Source organism: Variovorax sp. SRS16 (assembly GCF_901827165.1).
In the GTDB taxonomy this organism is placed as follows: Bacteria; Pseudomonadota; Gammaproteobacteria; order Burkholderiales; family Burkholderiaceae_C; genus Variovorax.
The window spans coordinates 5,280,561-5,299,634 of the sequence record NZ_LR594666.1 but is presented as its reverse complement, the minus strand read 5'-3'; the positions used below and the strand labels follow the sequence as shown (position 1 = coordinate 5,299,634).

General features: G+C 69.7%; 19 protein-coding genes. 9 read left to right on the top strand and 10 right to left on the bottom strand.

Annotation, left to right across the window (positions count from 1 at the left end; all coding sequences use genetic code 11):
- Positions 1–23 precede the first annotated feature (23 nt).
- From lptA to E5P2_RS25575, 4 genes are read left to right on the top strand one after another with little or no spacing between them, the layout of a single operon-like run.
- Entirely contained in the window at positions 24–731 is a 708-nt protein-coding gene (gene lptA, locus E5P2_RS25590; protein ID WP_162569897.1) for a lipopolysaccharide transport periplasmic protein LptA, read from the top strand.
- Entirely contained in the window at positions 728–1,522 is a 795-nt protein-coding gene (gene lptB, locus E5P2_RS25585; protein ID WP_162569896.1) for an LPS export ABC transporter ATP-binding protein, read from the top strand. The genes lptA and lptB overlap by 4 nt, the downstream gene beginning before the upstream one ends.
- Positions 1,523–1,535: 13 nt before the next feature.
- Complete coding sequence (locus E5P2_RS25580; RefSeq protein WP_162569895.1) at positions 1,536–3,134, top strand: RNA polymerase factor sigma-54; 1,599 nt, start codon at positions 1,536–1,538, stop codon at positions 3,132–3,134.
- An 11-nt stretch (positions 3,135–3,145) separates the two neighbouring features.
- Positions 3,146–4,744 (top strand): phospholipase D family protein, encoded by a 1,599-nt coding sequence (locus E5P2_RS25575; RefSeq protein WP_162569894.1) that lies wholly within the window; start codon positions 3,146–3,148, stop codon positions 4,742–4,744.
- A gap of 12 nt (positions 4,745–4,756) precedes the next feature.
- Here the strand turns inward: E5P2_RS25575 and E5P2_RS25570 are convergent, their stop codons facing one another.
- The 7 genes from E5P2_RS25570 to E5P2_RS25540 all read right to left on the bottom strand — a co-directional run bounded on the left by E5P2_RS25570 (position 4,757) and on the right by E5P2_RS25540 (position 11,517).
- The gene (locus tag E5P2_RS25570; protein WP_162570665.1) at positions 4,757–5,374 is read right to left on the bottom strand and encodes a YceI family protein; all 618 of its coding nucleotides are present in this window, start codon (positions 5,372–5,374) and stop codon (positions 4,757–4,759) included.
- Between the two features lie 44 nt (positions 5,375–5,418).
- Entirely contained in the window at positions 5,419–5,919 is a 501-nt protein-coding gene (locus E5P2_RS25565) for a YceI family protein (protein WP_162570664.1), read from the bottom strand.
- A 182-nt stretch (positions 5,920–6,101) separates the two neighbouring features.
- On the bottom strand, positions 6,102–6,689 hold the full coding sequence (locus tag E5P2_RS25560; RefSeq protein WP_162569893.1) for a cytochrome b: 588 nt from the start codon (positions 6,687–6,689) through the stop codon (positions 6,102–6,104).
- A gap of 21 nt (positions 6,690–6,710) precedes the next feature.
- Entirely contained in the window at positions 6,711–8,483 is a 1,773-nt protein-coding gene (locus E5P2_RS25555) for a hybrid sensor histidine kinase/response regulator (RefSeq protein ID WP_162569892.1), read from the bottom strand.
- Positions 8,484–8,537: 54 nt separating this feature from the next.
- Entirely contained in the window at positions 8,538–8,885 is a 348-nt protein-coding gene (locus tag E5P2_RS25550) for a hypothetical protein (protein WP_162569891.1), read from the bottom strand.
- Positions 8,886–9,001: 116 nt separating this feature from the next.
- On the bottom strand, positions 9,002–10,849 hold the full coding sequence (locus E5P2_RS25545) for a sensor histidine kinase (protein WP_162569890.1): 1,848 nt from the start codon (positions 10,847–10,849) through the stop codon (positions 9,002–9,004).
- Positions 10,849–11,517 (bottom strand): response regulator, encoded by a 669-nt coding sequence (locus E5P2_RS25540; protein WP_162569889.1) that lies wholly within the window; start codon positions 11,515–11,517, stop codon positions 10,849–10,851. Before E5P2_RS25540 ends, E5P2_RS25545 begins: the two co-directional genes overlap by 1 nt.
- Positions 11,518–11,626: 109 nt before the next feature.
- Between E5P2_RS25540 and E5P2_RS25535 the strand changes: the two genes are divergently transcribed.
- The 4 genes from E5P2_RS25535 to E5P2_RS25520 all read left to right on the top strand — a co-directional run bounded on the left by E5P2_RS25535 (position 11,627) and on the right by E5P2_RS25520 (position 14,830).
- Complete coding sequence (locus E5P2_RS25535; protein ID WP_162569888.1) at positions 11,627–12,853, top strand: THUMP domain-containing class I SAM-dependent RNA methyltransferase; 1,227 nt, start codon at positions 11,627–11,629, stop codon at positions 12,851–12,853.
- 26 nt (positions 12,854–12,879) lie between these two features.
- The gene (locus E5P2_RS25530) at positions 12,880–13,287 is read left to right on the top strand and encodes a PIN domain-containing protein (protein WP_162569887.1); all 408 of its coding nucleotides are present in this window, start codon (positions 12,880–12,882) and stop codon (positions 13,285–13,287) included.
- A complete protein-coding gene (gene rbsK, locus E5P2_RS25525; RefSeq protein ID WP_232080847.1) occupies positions 13,284–14,237 on the top strand; it encodes a ribokinase in 954 nt (317 codons plus the stop codon). Before E5P2_RS25530 ends, rbsK begins: the two co-directional genes overlap by 4 nt.
- Before the next feature lie 74 nt (positions 14,238–14,311).
- Entirely contained in the window at positions 14,312–14,830 is a 519-nt protein-coding gene (locus E5P2_RS25520) for a Dps family protein (protein ID WP_162569885.1), read from the top strand.
- Position 14,831: 1 nt separating this feature from the next.
- Here E5P2_RS25520 and E5P2_RS25515 read toward each other — a convergent pair whose 3' ends face one another.
- A complete protein-coding gene (locus tag E5P2_RS25515; protein WP_443083563.1) occupies positions 14,832–15,689 on the bottom strand; it encodes a hypothetical protein in 858 nt (285 codons plus the stop codon).
- 97 nt (positions 15,690–15,786) lie between these two features.
- Positions 15,787–17,442 (bottom strand): FMN-binding glutamate synthase family protein, encoded by a 1,656-nt coding sequence (locus E5P2_RS25510; RefSeq protein WP_174262701.1) that lies wholly within the window; start codon positions 17,440–17,442, stop codon positions 15,787–15,789.
- 65 nt (positions 17,443–17,507) lie between these two features.
- On the opposite strand from E5P2_RS25510, the gene E5P2_RS25505 reads away from it, so the two are divergent.
- Positions 17,508–18,281, top strand: a complete 774-nt coding sequence (locus E5P2_RS25505) for a YecA/YgfB family protein (protein WP_162569882.1) — start codon at positions 17,508–17,510, stop codon at positions 18,279–18,281.
- 45 nt (positions 18,282–18,326) lie between these two features.
- On the opposite strand, the gene E5P2_RS25500 is transcribed toward E5P2_RS25505, so the two are convergent.
- On the bottom strand, positions 18,327–19,049 hold the full coding sequence (locus E5P2_RS25500; protein ID WP_162569881.1) for a GntR family transcriptional regulator: 723 nt from the start codon (positions 19,047–19,049) through the stop codon (positions 18,327–18,329).
- Between the last annotated feature and the right edge of the window lie 25 nt (positions 19,050–19,074).

Sequence of the window (19,074 nt, the reverse complement as noted above, 5' to 3'; positions counted from 1 at the left end):
CGTCGAGCAAGTTTCGTGCCTTTATGACCTCGCGATCTCCTTCCTACTCCTTTCGTTTTCTTTCCCGGACCGTCTTCCTCGCGCTGGCGCTGGCCGGTTTCGGCTCGGCCGCGCTGGCCGAAAAGGCCGATCGCAGCAAGCCGATGAACATCGAGTCGGACGCGATGCGTTACGACGACCTCAAGCAGACCAGCGTCTTCACCGGCAACGTGGTGGTCACCAAGGGCACGATCATCATCCGTGGCGCGCGCATCGACGTGCGGCAGGATCCCGAGGGCTACCAGTACGGCGTGGTCACGGCCGCGCCCGGCAAGCTGGCCTACTACAAGCAAAAGCGCGATGCCGGCGTCGACGAGTGGATCGAGGGCGAATCGGAAGTCATCGAATACGACAGCCGCGCCGACAACGTGAAGTTCATCCGCCGTGCGGTGATGCGCCGCCTGATCGGCGCCAAGGTCAACGACGAGAGCAGCGGTCCGCTGATCGTCTACGACCAGAGCAACGACACCTTCACCGTCAATGGTTCGACGTTGCCGCCGGATGCCGGCGTGTCGGCGCCGGCATCCGGCCGGGTCAAGGCCATCCTGACGCCCAAGGCCCAACCGCCGGTGGCGCCGGCTTCCGCGGGCGCCTCCGCGCCTGCGGCCAAGCCGGCCGCACCGGCGCCGGTGGCCGCGCCGGGCACGGGGCTGCGTTCCAGCACCACGCTGGATGGAGAGCCACGCAAGTGATCGAAACCGCCGGCATGAGCGAAGCGACGGGCGCAGCGAGCAGCCGGCTCGAGGCGCGCGGCCTGCAAAAGAGCTATGGCAGCCGCAAGGTCGTCAAGGATGTCTCGCTGGGCGTGCAGAAGGGCGAGGTGGTCGGACTGCTCGGACCCAACGGCGCGGGCAAGACCACCTCCTTCTACATGATCGTCGGGCTGGTGCGCGCCGATGCCGGCGTCATCACCATCGACGGCGAGCCGATCGCGCACATGCCGATCCACCGCCGCGCCCGCATGGGCCTGAGCTACCTGCCGCAGGAAGCCTCGATCTTCCGCAAGCTCACGGTCGAGGAAAACGTGCGCGCCGTGCTCGAGCTGCAGCGCGAGCCCGACGACAAGGGCCGGCCGCTGCCGTTGAGCAAGCTGCGCATCGAAGAGCGACTGGCCGAGCTGCTGTCCGACCTGCGGGTCGACCATCTGCGCGATTCGCCGGCGCTGTCCCTGTCGGGCGGCGAGCGCCGCCGGGTCGAGATCGCGCGCGCCCTCGCCACGCAGCCGCGCTTCATCCTGCTGGACGAGCCCTTCGCCGGGATCGACCCCATCGCCGTGATCGAGATCCAGCGCATCATCAGCTTCCTGAAGGAACGCGGCATCGGCGTGCTCATCACCGATCACAACGTGCGCGAGACGCTGGGCATCTGCGATCACGCGTTCATCATCAGCGACGGGCATGTGCTGGCACAAGGCACGCCTTCGGAGATCGTCGACAACGCCGAGGTGCGGCGCGTGTACCTGGGCGAGCATTTCCGGATGTAGGGACGGCAATCCGATGAAGCAGGGTCTCTCGCTTCGAGTCTCTCAGCATCTCGCGCTCACGCCGCAGCTGCAGCAGTCGATCCGGCTGCTGCAGCTGTCCACGCTCGAGCTGAGCCAGGAAGTCGAGCAGATGCTCGACGACAACCCGTTCCTCGAACGCACCGCCGAAGAAGCGCAGCGCGAGGAGTTCGGGCTCGACGCGGCCGATGCACCGGTGCGCGACGACGATCGCCTGGCCGAGGGCGACGGCGAGCTGCCGTCCGGCCCGTCCGCGCCGCTGGCTGACGCCGGCGTCGGCAGCACGAGCACCGCGGCCGAAGCCGACGCGCCGGCCACGGCCGACAGCACGGATGGGGAGCCCGGCTGGGAAGGCGATGGCACCGTCGATGTGGCACCCGACGACAGCGAGTGGGGCGGCGACGCGCCCGCGCGCGCCAACAACCTCGGCAACGACGAGCGTGCCGATGCCACCGAACTGGCGCGCAGCCAGGAGTCGCTGCAATCTTTCCTGCACCGCCAGGCATTGGGCCTGCGGCTGGACGACAACGACCGCGCCGCGCTGCGCTTCCTGATCGAGTCGCTCAACGACGACGGCTACCTCGAGGACTCGCTGCCGGCGCTCGCCTCCGGCCTCGCGGGCGAAGACAACGACCAGTTCGACGAGCTGGTGCACCACTTCCAGGTCGCGCTCGGTCTGCTGCAGAGCCTGGAGCCAGTCGGCGTCGGCGCCCGCAGCCTCGGCGAATGCCTCACGATCCAGCTGCGCGCGCTGGCGCATGCGAACGAGGGCGACCAGGAGGCGCAGATCCGCAAGATCGCGATCGCCGTCTGCAAGCAGCCGATGGAGCTGCTCGCGCGGCGCGATTTCAAGCGCCTGGCCACGCTCACCCGCAGCAGCGAAGACACGGTGCGTGCCGCGCTGCAGGTGATCGCCAGGCTCGAGCCCAAGCCGGGGCGCCGCTTCGTCGATGTCGAGCGCAACGTCGTCGTGCCCGACGTGATCGTCACGCGCATCGGCCAAGGCACGAACGTCAAGTTCCGCGTCATGCTCAATCCCGAGGTCATGCCGCGCCTGCGCGTGCACGACATCTACGCCGGCGCGCTCAAGCAGCACAAGGGCGAGGGCAGCCAGGCGCTGTCGCAGCGCTTGCAGGAGGCGCGCTGGTTCATCAAGAACATCCAGCAGCGCTTCGACACCATCCTTCGCGTGTCCAACGCGATCGTCGAGCGGCAGAAGAGCTTCTTCGTGCATGGCGAGCTCGCGATGCGTCCGCTGGTGCTGCGCGAGATCGCCGACGAGCTCGGCCTGCACGAGTCGACCATCAGCCGCGTGACCACCGCCAAGTACATGGCGACGCCCTTTGGCACCGTCGAGCTCAAGTACTTCTTCGGCTCGGCACTCGGCACCGAGACCGGCGGCAACGCGTCGAGCACCGCGGTGCGCGCGCTGATCAAGCAGTTCGTGAGCGCCGAGGACACGAGAAAGCCGCTGTCGGACAGCCAGGTCTCCGAGATGCTCAAGGAGCAGGGCATCGAATGCGCGCGCCGGACCGTGGCCAAGTACCGCGAGGCGCTGCGCATCGCGCCGGCCAATCTGCGCAAGGCCCTCTAGGGGTTCACGCGATGAACGGCCCGGGGTTCCTGTCGCGCTGGCTGGGCCTGGGGCTGGCGGCGCTGATGATGCTGTTGGCCAGCGGCTGCGCGATGCTGCCGAGGGAGTTCGCGCACACGCCCTCGAAGGCCGTCCCGGCATCGGCCGACACCGCGCTCGGCCGCATCGCGCAGGCCTCGTCGCCGGACCCGGACCTGAGCGGCTTCCGCCTCATGCCCGGCGGCGATTTCGCGCTCAACACGCGCCTTGAACTGGCGCGCCGGGCCGAGCGCACGCTCGACGTCCAGTACTACCAGATCGAGGATGACGAGACGGGCCGCTATTTCCTGCGAACGCTGCGCGATGCAGCCGAGCGCGGCGTGCGCGTGCGCCTCTTGATGGACGACCTCTACACCTCCGGCGAGGACGAACTGCTGCTCGGCCTGGCCGCGACGCCGAACGTGGAGCTGCGGCTGTTCAATCCCTTCCCGGCCGGCCGCGGCAGCCTCGTGAAGCGCTTTACTGCCTCGCTGTTCGACTTCGACCGCGTCAACCACCGCATGCACAACAAGCTCTTCATCGCCGACGGCGCGATGGGCGTGGCCGGCGGGCGCAACATCGGCAGCCAGTATTTCACCCAGACGGCCGGCGCCAACTTCCTCGACATCGACACCTTCGTGGCCGGCGCGCTGATCCCGCGGCTGGCGAGTCTGTTCGACCAGTACTGGAACAGCGACTACGTGCGGCCGATCCAGACCGTCGTCGCGACCGGCCTTTCGCCCGACGCGTTGCGGCGCAGCTTCGACGAGAAGACCGGCCCGGCGACCACGCCGGCGCCGCGTTCCTCGGCGCCGAACGACGTGCTCGGCTACAGCCCGATCCCCGAGGACATCAAGGCCGGCAAGCTGGACCTGATCTGGAACCTTGCCGAGGCCTATGCCGATTCGCCCGACCGCGTCATCGACAAGCCCGTGACCTACGGCGGCGTGCCGCTGCTCGATGTCGACAGCGTGCGCTACAACGTGGTCGAACAGATGCGGCGTTCGCGCTCCGACGTGACACTGGTGTCACCCTACCTGATTCCGGGCAAGGCCGGGCTGGAGGTGATGCGCGAGATCCGCGGGCGCGGCGTGAAGATCAGCGTCGTCACCAACTCGCTGGCGGCCACCGACGAGCCCGTGGTCCACACCGGCTACCGGCGCTATCGGCCCGACATGCTGCGGCTCGGTGCCGAGCTGTACGAGCTCAGTTCGGCGCGCACGCGGCGCAGCGTGCGGCTGGGCCTGTTCGGTTCGCAGGTCGGTCGGCTGCACGCGAAGGCGGCTGTCTTCGACGGGCGCACGCTGTTCCTGGGCTCGATGAACTTCGACCCGCGCTCGGACACGCACAACACCGAGATCGGACTCATCATCTACAGCCCCGAGATGGCGCAGCAGCTGCTGAAGCTGATCGAGGTGCTGAAGCAGCAGGGCGCCTACCGCGTGCGCTTCACGCCCAGCAGCGAACGGCTCGAGTGGGTCAGCACCGACGGCGGCACCGAGCAGGTGCTGACGCAGGAACCCGACGCGCGCCTGTGGGACCGCGTGATGCTCGAACTGCTCGCGCCGCTGGCGCCCGAGAGTCTGTTGTAGCCCTCGGTAGGACTACTGGATATCGATGGCCTCGACCTGCACCAGCAAGTGCACCTTGTCCTCGAAGCCGAAGTTCAGTCCCCACAGGATGCCGAACTGGCTGCGCTGCACCGTGGTCTCGAAGTCGCCGCCGCACACCTGCCGGTTGATCAGCGGGCTGATGTAGCAGCCGAAGCGGCTGGCCTTGAGCGTGACGGGGCGCGTCTGGCCCATCAGCGTCAGCGTGCCGGCCACCTCGGTGACCTTGTCGGCGCTGAAGGCGATCTGGTCGGAAACGAAGCGGCCGGTCGGAAACTCGGCGACGTTGAAGAAGTCCTTGCTCAGCACGTGGCGGTTGAGCAGGTCGACGCCGGTGTTGATCGAGGCGATGTCCATCGTGATGTCGACCTTGCCGCCGGTGCCGCTGTTGTCGATCTTCACCGAGCCGTCCTTGGTGCTGAAGCGGCCGCGGTTGGTGGTGGTGCCGTAGTGGCCCATCTCGTACATCACGAAGGTGTGGGTCGGGTCGACCACATAGGTGCCGCCCTTGACCGGCCCGCCGCTCGGCTTGGCGGCTGCTTCGGGCGCCTGCTGCGCGGCGGCGAGCGTCGCCATGGCACCCAGTGCGGCGAGGAGGATGAACGGCTTCATGGAGGGCTTTCGCATGGCATTGGATGTGGAAAGGGGCGCTGCCGTTACAGCGGGCCGAGGCCGGTCAGCACCAGCTTGAACTGGACCTGCACGTCGTCGCCCACCATCGAGGTGTCGGTCCATTCGCCGTCGCCGACCTTGAACGCGAGGCGCTGCAGGGTCAGCGTGCCGGTGGCCACGGACTGGCCGCCGCTCTGCGCGATGTCCACCGGCACGGTCACGTTCTGTGCGGTGCCCTTGATCGTCAGCTTGCCCATGACCTCGAAGTGCCCGCCGCCGGTCGCCTTGATCGCGTTCGACTGGAAGCTGGCCTTCGGAAAGCGGGCGGCATCGAACCAGGCCGGCTTCGGCAGTTCGGCATCGCTCTGCGGCAGGCCGAGCGTGGCGCTGCCGACGTCGATCTGCAGCGCCACGCTGCCGCCTTCGGGCTTCTTCGGATCGAAGGCGATCTGGGCATCGAAGCGCTGAAACGTGCCTTCCACCGGCACGCCCATCTGCTTGGTCACGAAGGCGATCCGCCCCTGCCCGGGCACCAGCCTGGCCATCGGCCCGGCAGCGCTGGCCAGCCCTGCGACGGCAAACAATGCAACGGCGCACAAGGCCCGCCCGGCTGGCAAAGCCAGGCCCCTCCGGGAAACACCGCGGAACCGGCTCCGCCGGGCCGCAGGTGTTGTCCCCGCCGAGGGGGAAGGCGGCCACACGAAGTGGGCAAGCCTGGGGGAGAGCTTCATATCCACATGCGATCCAGCAAATCGTCGCGGTCGACGAAGCGGTGCTTGAGCGCGGCACCGATATGCACCCCCACCACCGCGGCCAGGAGGAAGGCGCTGACCTGGTGCATCGGCTTGAGCACCGCTTCGGCAAATTCCTTGTCGACTGCCACGAAGTCCGGCAGCGGCAGCACGCCGAACAGCACGACCGGCAGCCCGAGCGCGGAGGTGTAGGCCCAGCCGAGCAGCGGCACCGCGAAGAACAGCAGATACAGCAGGAGGTGCGTGCTGCGGTAGACGGACAGCTGCCAGCCCGGCATTGCGTCGACGATGCGCGCGCTCAGGGGCGGCGGTGGATGCGAAAGGCGCCACAGCAGGCGCACGGCGGACAGCGTCAGGATGGTGATGCCGGCCCACTTGTGCCAGTTGAAGAGCCGCAGCCGCAGCGGCGAGAAGGGCAGGCCGGCCATGTACAGCCCGACGCTGAACGACGCCGCGATCATCAGCGCGAGCAGCCAATGCAGCGCGATCGCCACCGCGCCGTAGCGACGGCCGCCGCCGGGGCGAGGCCTGGCCACGGGATGCTTCAGCGGCTCGGCGGACATGCGTGGAGCATAAGCCGCCGCTCAGACTTTTGCGCACAGCAGCAGCAACTCGCGCAGCGCCTGCGGCTGCACCGGCTTGCGCAGCGCACCCCAGCCGCGGTCGCGCGCGAGCTTCTGCGTCGCTTCGTCGATATCGGCCGAGATCAGCGCGATGGCCAGCTGGGGCCGCTGCCGCTGCAGCTGCTCGGCGAGCGCGATGCCGTCGAGTTCACCCGGCAGGCGGATGTCGCACAGCGCGATGTCGATCGACGGCAGATCGGCCAGCGCGATCGCCTCGGCGGCGCTGCCGTAGACGCGCGGCCGCGCGCCCCACAGGTGCAGCAGCGCGGCGATGCTGTCGGCGACCACCGCGTTGTCCTCGACCACCAGCACGGCCAATCCGGCGCGCAGGCCGGCGTTGGCGTCCGGGGCGGCGGTGGCCTGCGGCGGCGCGTCGCTCGCCGCCTGCGCAAGGCGCGCGTCGGCCGGCGCGGCCGGCACCACGAAGCCGAACACCGAGCCCTGGCCCGGCCGCGAACGCAAGCTGACCTGCAGGCCGAGCCGCTGCGCGAGCCGGCGCACGATCGCCAGCCCGAGCCCGTGTCCGCGCTGCAGGTTGCGCTCGACGTTGCCGACCTGTTCGAAGTCGCCGAAGACGCGCTCCTGCGCCTCGAAGGCGATGCCGATGCCCGCGTCGCGCACCTCGACGCGCCAGCCGCCGCTGCGCCGGCGGCAGGCGAGGAGCACGCGGCCTTGCGGCGTGAACTTGAGCGCGTTGTCGACCAGGTTGCCGAGGATGCGCCGCAGTGCGACGCCATCGGTCCAGGCCACCGCATCGGCCGGGCAGCGCACGCGCACGCGGCCGCTGCCGGCCTGGCGCGCGAGTTCGTGGAGCAGCGGCGCCAGCGCGAGCGCGGCGGGCGTCAGCGGATCGGCGGCGGCTTCGATGCGTCCGATCTCCAGCAGCTGGTTGGTCAGGCCTTCGAGCGCCTGCTGCGCGCGTGAGAGCGAGGCCACGGTGGCCTGCACGGTGGGCGTGTCCGCGCCGGCATCGAGCTGCTGGCGCAGCACCTCGGCCTGCAGGCCCATCGCCATCACCGGCTGCCGCAGATCGTGGTTGGCGGCCGAGAAGAAGCGCAGGCGTTCGGCCTGCGCCTGCTGCGATTCGCGCAGGCCGGCCAGCGCCTGCTCGCGCAGCGTGCTTTCGTTCTGCCTGAGGCCGATGTTCTCCTCGAGCTGGCGCGAGCGCTCGGCCACCAGCTTCCAGACCATCGCCAGGAGGCCGACGCCGAGCACCGCCAGCGCCACCATCGGCGGCGCGCCGAAGGCCAGGCCCATCACGATCACCGGCGTCAGCAGCAGCGTGATCGCGAGCTGCATCGCGGGCGTGTGGTAGGAGACCGAGAACGCCGACGACAGCGTCATGCCCATGATCACCACGCCCAGCAGCAGCTGCGAAGTGCCGTCGGCGGGATTGAACAGCAGCACGCCCGCGGCGCCGTGCGCGCCCTCGTGCAGCGCGATGCGCAGGGTGTGCACGCGCAGCGCATGCGACAGGTTGGCGGGCGTGAGCGTTGCCGGCAGCCGCTGCGGAAAGAAGCCGCGGTAGGCCGTCGTGGCCGCGATCAGCGCGATCCAGATCAGGGCATGCGGGACCGAGTACTGCCACGCGAACAGCGCCGCCACGCCGCAATCGAGCAGGAACTGCACCAGCAGCACGGGGCCGCTGGGCTGCGTGCTCAGGCGCAGCACCTCGCGCTGGATATGGAAGCGGCCGGATGGCGAGAGCGATGCTTTGGCGGGCTGGGTCGTCATCGTGCGGCGGAAGTGGGCTGCCGGCACTATACGGCCACCGCGCGGGATCCGGTGTCACGCGGCCGTCCTCTGCGCGTCGGCGCGCCAGCCGCGCAGCAGCCCGCGCCGGCGCGCGGCAACCAGCGTGACCGCGGCGCAGCCGACCAGGTTGAGCACCGAGATCAGCACCAGGTACGCATCGTGGGCGACCACCAAGCCGTACAGCCCGGCCGTGACGTGCGAGATCGACCACGAGGTCCACGACCACAGCGAGATCGAACGCGCGCCGTCGCGGCAGCGCCAGATCGCGAGGATCTGCGGCAGGTAGCTGAAGACGCGTGTCGAGTTCGACACCAGGTAGATCCAGGCGATGACGGCGGTGAAGGAGCCGAGGAAGTGGGGGATCATGGCGAAGACCTGCATACGTTTCTCCTGCGGGTTTGCGGACCGCGCGCCATGGGCGGCGCGCTGATGCAAATCTAGGCAGTGAGGGCGCGGCCGAAAATGCCGCCTTCGCGTTGTGCGATCCCGCGTTCGCGTCAGGCGGCGATCGGCAGGCGCAGCACGATGCAGGTGCCGCTCGCGCCCGAGCGAAAGTCCAGCAGCCCGCCGAGGCGCTGGGCGCGCGAACGCATGTTGCCCATGCCGCGGCCCGGCGGCGAGGCCGATCCGTCGAGGCCGCAGCCGTCGTCCTCGACCTCCAGTGCGAGCATGCCGTCCTGCCGGTGCAGCCGCACCTGCACGCGCGTGGCGCGCGCATGCCGCAGCACGTTGGTCAGCGCCTCCTGCGCCACACGCAGCAGCTGCAATGCGGCATGCGGCGACAGCGTCGATGCGCCGTCGGGCACGTCGATGGCCCAGCTCGAACGCACGCCGGCCTCGATCAGCTGCGCTTCCCAGCGGAACATGAAATTGCCGAGCGCGGTGCCGAGGTCGTGCTCTTCCGACGCCAGCGCGTCGAGCGCGAGCCGCATGTCCGCGATGCAGGCGCGCAGCGCGGCGGCGATCTGATCGCCGTCCATGTCGCCGCGCTCCACGCGCGACAGCGAAGTGAAGAGCTGCGAGCCGAGCCCGTCGTGCAGGTCGCGCATGATCAGCTGCCGCTCTTCCGCGGCCGCATGCTCGCGCTCCAGCGCGGCCACGCGCGCATAGTTGGCGGCCAGCGCGCGCTCGCGGTCGGCCACGCGCGTTTCCAGGCTGCGGTTCAGCTCCTCCAGCGAACCCAGCGTCTGCACGAAGCGCGCCGTCAGCACGCCGCCCATCGCCAGCAGCAGCATGATCGAGCCGTAGTGCAGCAGGTAGATGCGATGCCCGGCCCAGTCGGGGAAGAAGCGGCCGATCACGCCCGAATCCCAGTTGATCAGGTAGTCGTGGATGCCGACCAGCACCGCGAAGGCCATGGCCGCGGGCATCACCGCCGACAGCAGCGTGCGCTGCCGCACCACGGCCCAGAACGACAGCGCGATGATCGCCACGCCGACCGGGATCATGCCGCCCAGCCACACGCGCGCGACCAGCGGCTCGGCCGCGAAGCCCTGCAGCGCGAACCACAGCGGCCCGATGGCCCAGTACGCAAGAAGCGCACGCTCCAGCCGGGGCCTGCGCAAGCCTGCGAAGCGCAGCGTGAACAGCGCCATCGCAACGACGAAGCCGCCGGTCGCGCAGTGATACGCGATGCGCCACCATTGCCATTCCCAAAGCGGCAGCGCATCGATGATGAAGTTCAGCGTGCGAATGCCCCAGAGCGCCGCTGCAAGGCCGAACAATCCATAGAGCACTTCGCTGCGCCTGCGCCACCAGATGAACAGCACGAAGCCCGCGACGCCGAGCGAGAACAGCACCGTGATCTGCGGCACCGCGCGCATCCAGAACAGCCGTCGGTCGTACAGCGACACGACCCGTGCCTGCGGCCCGACCTCGACATGCGCAAAGCGCACCGGGTAGGTCGGCGAGGGCGCGACCCGCACCATCAGCTCGTTGCGCCCTGCGTGCAGCAGCGCCGAGGGAAAAGGGATCATGTAAGGCCGGTAAGAGCGCGCGCGCAACGCGACCGTGTTCTCGGGCATGTGCGTCAGCAGCGCGCCGTTGAGCCACACGCTGCCGCCGTCGTAGAGGTAAGGCAGGTAGGCGGCCCAGGCCTCGGGCGCGGCGACGGCATCGGCCGCGTCGAAGCCGATGCGGTACCAGGCCTGCGTGCGGTCGCGGCCGGGGCGCGAATACGCGCTGTCGTCGGGGAGTGCGACCGGCTGCCAGGCCGCATCGGGCGATGGTGGCGCGAGACTCGCCGAGACCAGCACTGCTGCGTCGTACGGCACCAGCGTCTGCGCCGCTGCAGCGATGCAGGCGAGCGCCGATGCGAGCACGGCCGCTGCCCACGCACGCCGCATCACAGCAACCCCATCTGGCTCGCTTCGTAGACCGCCTCGCCGCGCGAATGCACGGCCAGCTTGCGGTAGATCTTCTTGACGTGCGCCACGACCGTGTGGGGCGAGATGCCGATCAGCTGGCCGATGGTCTCGAAGCTCAGGCCCTTGGCCGTCAGGCGCAGGATCTCGGTCTCGCGTTCGGTCAGCGGCGAAGGTGCGGCGCTCGCCGCCGCAGCGGCCGGCTCGGCACGTTCCGCGGGCAGGGCGCCGACACGGAAGCGCGCCAGAACGCGGCGCGCGATCCCCGGACTGATCGGCGAGCCGCCGGCACGCAGTTCGTGGATGCTGGCGGCAATGCGCTCGGCCACCGCGTCCTTCAGCAGGTAACCGGTGGCGCCGGCCTCGATCGAGGCCAGCACGTGCTCGTCGTCGCCGAACATGGTGACCACCAGCACGTCGCATCCGGGCCGGTGCAGCGCCGCGTGGCGGATCACCTCGACGCCGTCCATGTCGGGCAGCCCGAGATCCACCAGCATCGCATCCGGCGCCTCTGCATCGAGCACGCTCAGCGCGGCGGCGCCGGTCGACACCACCGCAGCCAGGTGCAGTTCGGGGTCCGCCAGCACTGCGTTGGCGAAGCGGCGCATGAACTCCGGTTCATCTTCGACGATCAGCACGCTGGTGGGCATGGCGGCTCCTCGGGCGATGGATGCCGGCCATTGTCCCTGCGTGGACACGGCATGGCCATAGCGCAAAGGCGCTATGGGTGCATGGGATACTGCCTCCCTTGATCGCGCCATGAACGAACTCTCTCTTTTCCTGCCCTGCGCCGCCGGCGTCGAAGACTTCCTCGCGCAGGAGGTCCACGCGCTCACCGGCCGCGCCGGCCAAGACCTGCTGACCCTGCGCGGCGGCGTGCGCGTGCGTGCCGATTGGCGCGAGGCGCTCAAGCTCAACCTGCACAGCCGGCTCGCGCAGCGCGTTCTGATCGAACTCGCGCACGCGCCCTACCGCAGCGAGAACGACCTCTATGCCATCGCGAGCGGCGTGGCCTGGGAGATCTGGTTCACGCCGAAGCAGACCTTCAAGATCGAGACCACCGCGCAGCACAGCCCGCTGCAGAGCCTCAACTTCGCGACCTTGCGCATCAAGGATGCGATCGCCGACCGCTTCCGCGCCAAGGCCGGCGGCGTGCGGCCCAGCATCGAGACCCAATGGCCCGATGCGCGCGTGTTCGCGCACCTCACGACCGACCATTGCACGCTCTACATCGACACCTCCGGCGAGCCGCTCTTCAAGCGCGGCTGGCGGCAGGACAAGGGCGATGCGCCGCTCAAGGAAACGCTGGCCGCCGCCATGCTGGCCGCCAGCGGCTGGTGGAATCCCGAAACCGGCGAGGTTTCGGCCGAAGCGCTCTACGACCCATGCTGCGGCAGCGGCACCATCGCGATCGAGGCCGCGCAGATCGCGTGCGGCATCGCGGCCGGATCGCTGCGGCGCTTCGGCTTCGAGAAGCTGCTGCCGTTCCAGCACCATGTGTGGTCGGGGCTGAAGGCCGAGGCGGTGCCGGCCGCGCGTTCGGGCGAGCCCGTGATCTTCGGCTCCGACGTGTCGCATCGCATGGTCGACTTCGCCGAGCGCAATGCCGAACGTGCGGGCGTCGCCGCGGCGCTGCAGTTCCGCGGCGGCGATGCGCTGCAGCGCATGCCGCCGGCCGCATCGGGCGTGATCGTGCTCAATCCGCCGTACGGCGAGCGCATCGAAGTCGCGGGCGTGGCGCGTGCCAAGGCTGGCGGCCGCGAGGCAGCGCAGACCGAGGACGGTGGCGAGTTCTTCGTGCAGCTCGCGAGCCACTGGAAGAAGAACTACGCCGGCTGGACCGCCTGGGTGCTGACGCCCGATCTGCAGTTGCCCAAGCGCATGCGCCTGAAGGAATCGCGCCGCGTGCCGATGTGGAACGGGCCGATCGAGTGCCGATTGTTCCGCTTCGACATGGTCGCCGGCTCGGCGCGCGGACGCAGCTGAATCGCGGATCGGCGGCGCGCGTGTCCATGTCCGCGAACGAGGCGATCGTCCTCGACACCAACATCGCGCTCGACCTGCTGGTGTTCGACGATCCCGGCTGCGCGGCGCTCGCTGCGGCGCTCGAGGCCGGGACGCTGCGCTGGCTGGTCACTGCGGCGATGCGCGACGAATTCGCGCGCGTGCTCGGCTATCCGATCATCGTTGCGCGCCTGGCGCAGAAGGCGCGCGATGCGCGCGAAGTGCTCGCGGCTTTCGATGCGCGGACCGAGCGGGTGGATGGCGTGCCGCCGCGCGCGCCCTGCGTGTGCAGCGATCCCGACGACCAGGTCTTCATCGATCTCGCGGTCGCCCACCGCGCGCGTCTGCTGAGCAAGGACCGCGCGGTGCTGGCGCTGCGCAAGCGGCTCGCGGCATGGGGCGTCGTCGTGTCATGAATCCGAAGCTTCCCCTCGTGCCGCCGCGCATCGTCGTGCTCGGCAGCCTCAACATGGACCTGGTGCTGCGCGTGCCGCATGCGCCGGTCGCGGGCGAGACCCTGCAGGGCCATTCGATCCACCGCATGCCGGGCGGCAAGGGCGGCAACCAGGCGGTGAGCTGCGCGCGCCAGGGCGCGCGCGTCGGCCTGGTCGGCTGCGTCGGCGCCGATGACTACGGCGAGGCGCTGCGCCAGGGCTTGCTGCAGGACGGCATCGACATCGCGGCGATCCGCACCGATGCCGATGCGCCCACCGGCACGGCCCTGGTGATGGTCGAGGACACGGGCCAGAACCGCATCGTGGTGATCGCGGGCGCCAATGCGCGGCTCGAGATCGACGAGGCCGCGCTGGCCGCGCAACTGCAGGGCGCGGCGTTTCTGGTGGCGCAGTTCGAAAGCCCGCTGCCGCAGGTCGCGCATGCGATGAGGATCGCACGCCGGACCGGCTGCAAGGTGATGCTCAATCCCTCGCCCGTGCAATCCATCGACGACGCGCTCTGGCCGCTGATCGACACGCTGGTGCTGAACGAGCGAGAGGCCGAGATGCTGGCCGGCCAGCCGGCCGACAGCCCGTACGCGGCGGCCACCGCCGGCCGGGCGCTGCGCGTGCGCGGCGTCGAGCGGGTGGTCGTCACGCTGGGCGCGCGCGGTGCCGTGGCGATCGATGCGGCCGGCGCGCGCCACCATCCGGCGCTTCGCATCCAGGCCGTGGACACCACGGGCGCCGGCGACACCTTCCTCGGCGCGCTGGCCGTGTCGCTGGCCGGCGGCGATGCGCTCGACGACGCCGTGCGGCTCGGCATCCGCGCCGCGGCGCTGTGCATCACGCAGCCCGGCGCCCAGCCTTCCATTCCACGGCGCGATGCCGTGCTGCAGAGCGCCCTGCCTCCCGACTGGATATCTCTGTAGCTGCCGAACGTGGTACACCCCATCCTGGCGCCGCACCGCCGACGCCGACGAACATTCACCACGGAGCACAGCCTATGGCCAACCTGAAGAATGCGAAGAAACGGCGCCTGGCGCCATTGAACACGCCGACGGCATTGGGCGCCGACGCCACGCGCGACATCTCGGCGGAACTCAATGCGCTCCTGGCCGACACCTTCGCGCTGTACCTCAAGACCAAGAACTTCCATTGGCACATGTCGGGGCCCTACTTCCGCGACTACCACCTGCTGCTCGACGAGCAGGCCGACCAGATCTACGCCACCACCGACCCGATCGCCGAGCGCGTGCGCAAGCTCGGCGGCACCACGCTGCGTTCGACCGGGCAGATCGCACGGCTGCAGCGGCTCGCGGACAACGATGCCGATTTCGTGACGCCGGCCGACATGCTGGCCGAGCTGCGCGAGGACAACCAGCGCCTGGCCGGCTTCATGCGCGAGACGCACGCTTTGTGCGACAGCTACGGCGACGTCGCCACTGCGAGCCTGCTCGAAGTCTGGATCGACGAGGCGGAGCGCCGCAACTGGTTCCTGTTCGAGTCGGGCCGCACGACCTGACTCATCGCCCGTACCACAGCGCCAGCAGCCGCGCGGCGGCGCGGATGCGCTGCGTGTCGCGGCCCCAGCGCCGGCCCGCCGGCAGATGCCGCAGCCAGCGCATGCGGCGCGCGGCCACCACCAGCCGCTCGCGCACCTCGTCGTCCGCATCGGCCAGCACCGCATGCCAGTGCGTGCCGGCCGCATGCGGCGAAGCGGCATCCACCAGCATCGCCGTGGAGTGCAGGAAACTGAGCCAGTCGCGCGCCTGGCATTCGGCCAGTGCCAGCGTCTCGCCGGGGTCGTCCTCGAAATCGATGTAGCCGATCGCGCCGTCCGGGCACTGCACCAGGTTGCGGTCGAAGGCCTGGCTCAGGTAGGCGCCGCGCGCATGGACGATGGCGATCGCGGACAGTGCCTCGCGCCATACCGAGAGCAACGCGGCGGGACCGACGGCCGCGGCCTGGTCCAGCCGCTCCTGCAGCACCACGGGCGGGCGGCCGCTCTGGCCCAGGTCGGAAATCAGGAGGCCATCGGGCTGCTGGGCCAGCACCGCCGGCACGCGCAGTCCCGCCGCGCCGAGCGCGCGCAAGCGTCGCGCTTCGATCGCGATGGCGGCCTCGCCACCGGGATTGGGCACCGGCTGCAATACCTCGAGGCGCAGCACACCGGCGATCACGGCCTGCAGGTGATAGCGCAGCTTGCCGTGGCGCGCGCCGGCCTTCTTGAGCCAGACCCGTTCGTTGCCGAGCCGATGGCTGGTGACGGCGCGGGTCTGCTGCGGCAGCATGGCGCGCAGGAAGGCCGCGTAGTCGCCGGCCGCCGGGGACAGCGCGCCCGTCTCCAGCGGCGCCGGCGCCGAGGCGATGCCCTTGTGCATCTGTACGCGCGTCGATGCGCCGCCGCGCCGGACAGAACTCACGGAGCAGCCTTCGCGCTGCGCGCTGCGGCGTTCGCCTTCGGAGCGGCCGGGCGTCTCATACGGCCAGTGTCACCGGTTGGAAGCTGTGCGCGCTCGCCAGCGGCCAGTAGGTGCGGAACACGTTGTGCAGTCCATCGAGCGGCCCGAGCAATGCGCCGGGCTGCACCTGCATCACGAGGTTGCTGAGCAGCCGCACCTCGGTGTCGGAAATGCGCCGCACGATGTGGTGGGCGGTGATGTCCTGCGGATGGGCGAGGCCGGCGGCCTGCACCAGTTCCTGCAGCGCATGCAGCGTGCTGCGGTGGAAGTTGCGCACGCGGTCGGCCTTGGTCGGCACCACCAGCGCCTGCTGGCGCACCGGGTCCTGCGTTGTGACGCCGGTCGGGCAGTGGCCGGTGTGGCAGCTCTGCGCCTGGATGCAGCCGAGCGCCATCATGAAACCGCGCGCCGCGTTGCACCAGTCGGCGCCCAGCGCCATCATGCGTGCGAGGTCGAAGGCGGTGATCACCTTGCCGGCGCAGCCGATCTTGATGAGATCGCGCAGCCCGACGCCGACCAGCGTGTTGTGCACCAGCAGCAGGCCTTCCTGCAGCGGCGCGCCGACGTGATCGCTGAACTCCACCGGTGCCGCGCCGGTGCCGCCCTCGGCACCGTCGACCACGATGAAGTCGGGCGTGATGCCGGTTTCCTGCATGGCCTTGACGATGGCGAACCACTCCCACGGATGGCCGAGGCAGAACTTGAAGCCGCAGGGCTTGCCGCCCGAGAGTTCGCGCAGCCGGGCGACAAAATGCATCATCCCGACCGGCGTCGAGAAGGCGCCGTGCGAGGAGGGCGAGATGCAGTCCACGCCGATCGGCACGCCGCGCGCGGCCGAGATCTCGGCCGTCACCTTGGGGCCCGGCAGCACGCCGCCGTGGCCTGGCTTGGCGCCCTGGCTCAGCTTGATCTCGATCATCTTGACCTGCGGGTCGCGCGCGTTGGCGACGAAGCGTTCCTCGCTGAAGCTGCCGTCGTCGTTGCGGCAGCCGAAGTAGCCCGAGCCGATCTCCCAGATCAGGTCGCCGCCATGCACGCGGTGATGCTGCGAGATCGATCCCTCGCCGGTGTCGTGCGCGAAGCCGCCCATCTTCGCGCCGAGGTTCAGCGCCATGATGGCGTTGGCCGACAGCGCGCCGAAGCTCATCGCCGAGATGTTGAACACGCTCGCCTCGTAGGGCTGCGTGCATGGATGCGATGCCGGCGAGGCCGGCCCCGGCGTGCCGCCGATGACGATGCGGAAGTCGTGGCTGGCCAGGCGGGTCGGCTGCATCGAGTGGTTGATCCACTCGTAGCCGGAGATCGTCACGTCGAGCTGGGTGCCGAAGGGCCGGTTGTCCGGCTCGCCCTTGGAGCGCTGGTAGACCAGCGAGCGCTGGGCGCGCGAGAAGGGCGCGGCCTCGGCGTCGCTCTCGATGAAGTACTGCCGCATCTCGGGCCGGATGAATTCCAGCAGGAAGCGCAGGTGGCCGATCACCGGGTAGTTGCGCAGGATTGCGTGGCGCGCCTGCCGCAGGTCGTGCACGCCGGTGCCGCTGAGCACCGCGAAGAGCGCGACGGCGATCCATGCGGCCCAGAGCGTGGGCAGCACCACGACCACCGCCACGCTGGCGACAAGGCCGGCCACGCACAGCGCAAAGGTGCTGTAACGCGCCGGGAGGGGCGAAATCATGGGGGTAGAAATGATGGGTCTCCGGGAGCCTTGCTGCATCATAGAGGGCTGTTTCCTGCAACGACATGACAACCATCCCCGACACCCCGCCCGAGCAGACCCCGCTTGGCCCCGATGATTTCGATGCCCAGGACCTGGCGCTCGACGCCATGCGCGAGCACGACGACGAGACGCCGCAGTGGGAATTCTGCGAAGGCTTCATGGCCGCGCTGGTCTGCACGCGGCGCCCGATCGAGCCCTCGGAGTACTGGCCGGTGCTGCTGGGCGATGGCTTCGTCGCCGCGCAGCACATGGAATTCGTCTGGCGCTGGAAGCGGCGCTGGCGCGAGATCGAGACCGGCCTCGACGCCGATGTCGAATCGCTCGACGACGAGCGCACCTGGCAGCCCGAGGTGCTCGACACGCGCGGCGCGATCACGGCGCTGCCCGAGGAGGAGCGAGGCGAGATGGCTGGCGAAGCCATTCCGTCCTTCGCGCAGGTCTGGGCGCTCGGCTTCATGTTTGCGGTCGAGAACTGGCCCGAGGACTGGACGCCGCCGCGCGACAAGGAAGCGGCGCGCATGCTCGACGAGGCGCTCGGCGCCATCGTCACGCTGACCGAGGACGACACCGGCAAGCCCACGGTCTCGATGTACAGCGAGGACGGCCCGCCCAGCGTGAGCCAGCAGCGCGTGGACGATTTCGGTGCCGCGATCTGGGCCGTCTACGACCTGCGCCAGCTCTGGAAGAGCATGGGTCCGCGCGTCGAGACGATCCGCAAGGAGGCCACGCCCGGCCGCAACGACCCGTGCCCCTGCGGCAGCGGCAAGAAATACAAGAAGTGCCACGGCGCCGGCTGAGTCGTGGCGCCGCGCCGGGCGCATCCCGGCGCCGGTGCCGTCGATTCAGGTCGGCTCGCGCGCGGCGGGGCGTGCTCGCCGGGATGACGCCTGCTCTTGCGCCTGCGTTTCGCGCAGGCGCCGAAGCAGAGATTCGCGCCCATGTGCGACGTGTTCCCGCATGCGGCGTTCCGCGAGTTCCGGATCACGCTGCTCGATGGCCTCGAGGATCCGTTCATGCTCGCCATGCACCGCCTTCATGCGCTGCGGCACGCTCGCGGCGCGGAAGCGGCAGATGTTGAGCAGCGCGTAGAGATCCCGGCACAGGAATTCCGCCAGCCAATGGTTGCGGCTGCCGCGCACGATCTGGGTGTGGAAGTCGTTGTCCTGTGTGCGGCGCCGGAAGAATTCGCCGAGGTCGCCGGCGGCCTTGCTGGCGTTCAGCAGCTCGCGCAGCCGCCGTGTCTCGGGCAGCGTCATCACTTCCGCTGCCTGCCGTGCCGCCATGCCCTCGAGCGCCTCTCGCGTGATCAGCAACTGCTCGAGGTCGTCGATGCTGAGCTCGGCCACGCGGACGCCCGAGAACGGCGTGCGCTCCAGCAGCCGCCGGCCCTCCAGCGTGCGCAAGGCTTCGCGCAGCGGGCCGCGGCCGACACCGAAACGCGCCGCCAGCACCGATTCGGGAACGCGGTCGCCGGGCTTCAGCTCGCCGGACAGGATGGCGTGCTCCAACCACTGAATGGTTTCCTCGATCGGCGCACTGCCGGTGGCTGCTGGGGCTTCGGGCATGAAGAAGACGGATGGTGGAGGGACG

Bases quoted from the DNA above. Each gene is read 5' to 3' on its own strand.
- lptA (WP_162569897.1), top strand. From the start codon at position 24: ATGACCTCGCGATCTCCTTCCTACTCCTTTCGTTTTCTTTCCCGGACC.
- E5P2_RS25580 (WP_162569895.1), top strand. From the start codon at position 1,536: ATGAAGCAGGGTCTCTCGCTTCGAGTCTCTCAGCATCTCGCGCTCACG.
- E5P2_RS25575 (WP_162569894.1), top strand. From the start codon at position 3,146: ATGAACGGCCCGGGGTTCCTGTCGCGCTGGCTGGGCCTGGGGCTGGCG.
- E5P2_RS25570 (WP_162570665.1), bottom strand. From the start codon at position 5,374: ATGAAGCCGTTCATCCTCCTCGCCGCACTGGGTGCCATGGCGACGCTC.
- E5P2_RS25565 (WP_162570664.1), bottom strand. From the start codon at position 5,919: ATGGCCAGGCTGGTGCCCGGGCAGGGGCGGATCGCCTTCGTGACCAAG.
- E5P2_RS25560 (WP_162569893.1), bottom strand. From the start codon at position 6,689: ATGTCCGCCGAGCCGCTGAAGCATCCCGTGGCCAGGCCTCGCCCCGGC.
- E5P2_RS25555 (WP_162569892.1), bottom strand. From the start codon at position 8,483: ATGACGACCCAGCCCGCCAAAGCATCGCTCTCGCCATCCGGCCGCTTC.
- E5P2_RS25550 (WP_162569891.1), bottom strand. From the start codon at position 8,885: ATGCAGGTCTTCGCCATGATCCCCCACTTCCTCGGCTCCTTCACCGCC.
- E5P2_RS25545 (WP_162569890.1), bottom strand. From the start codon at position 10,849: ATGCGGCGTGCGTGGGCAGCGGCCGTGCTCGCATCGGCGCTCGCCTGC.
- E5P2_RS25540 (WP_162569889.1), bottom strand. From the start codon at position 11,517: ATGCCCACCAGCGTGCTGATCGTCGAAGATGAACCGGAGTTCATGCGC.
- E5P2_RS25535 (WP_162569888.1), top strand. From the start codon at position 11,627: ATGAACGAACTCTCTCTTTTCCTGCCCTGCGCCGCCGGCGTCGAAGAC.
- E5P2_RS25530 (WP_162569887.1), top strand. From the start codon at position 12,880: ATGTCCGCGAACGAGGCGATCGTCCTCGACACCAACATCGCGCTCGAC.
- rbsK (WP_232080847.1), top strand. From the start codon at position 13,284: ATGAATCCGAAGCTTCCCCTCGTGCCGCCGCGCATCGTCGTGCTCGGC.
- E5P2_RS25520 (WP_162569885.1), top strand. From the start codon at position 14,312: ATGGCCAACCTGAAGAATGCGAAGAAACGGCGCCTGGCGCCATTGAAC.
- E5P2_RS25515 (WP_443083563.1), bottom strand. From the start codon at position 15,689: ATGCACAAGGGCATCGCCTCGGCGCCGGCGCCGCTGGAGACGGGCGCG.
- E5P2_RS25510 (WP_174262701.1), bottom strand. From the start codon at position 17,442: ATGATTTCGCCCCTCCCGGCGCGTTACAGCACCTTTGCGCTGTGCGTG.
- E5P2_RS25505 (WP_162569882.1), top strand. From the start codon at position 17,508: ATGACAACCATCCCCGACACCCCGCCCGAGCAGACCCCGCTTGGCCCC.
- E5P2_RS25500 (WP_162569881.1), bottom strand. From the start codon at position 19,049: ATGCCCGAAGCCCCAGCAGCCACCGGCAGTGCGCCGATCGAGGAAACC.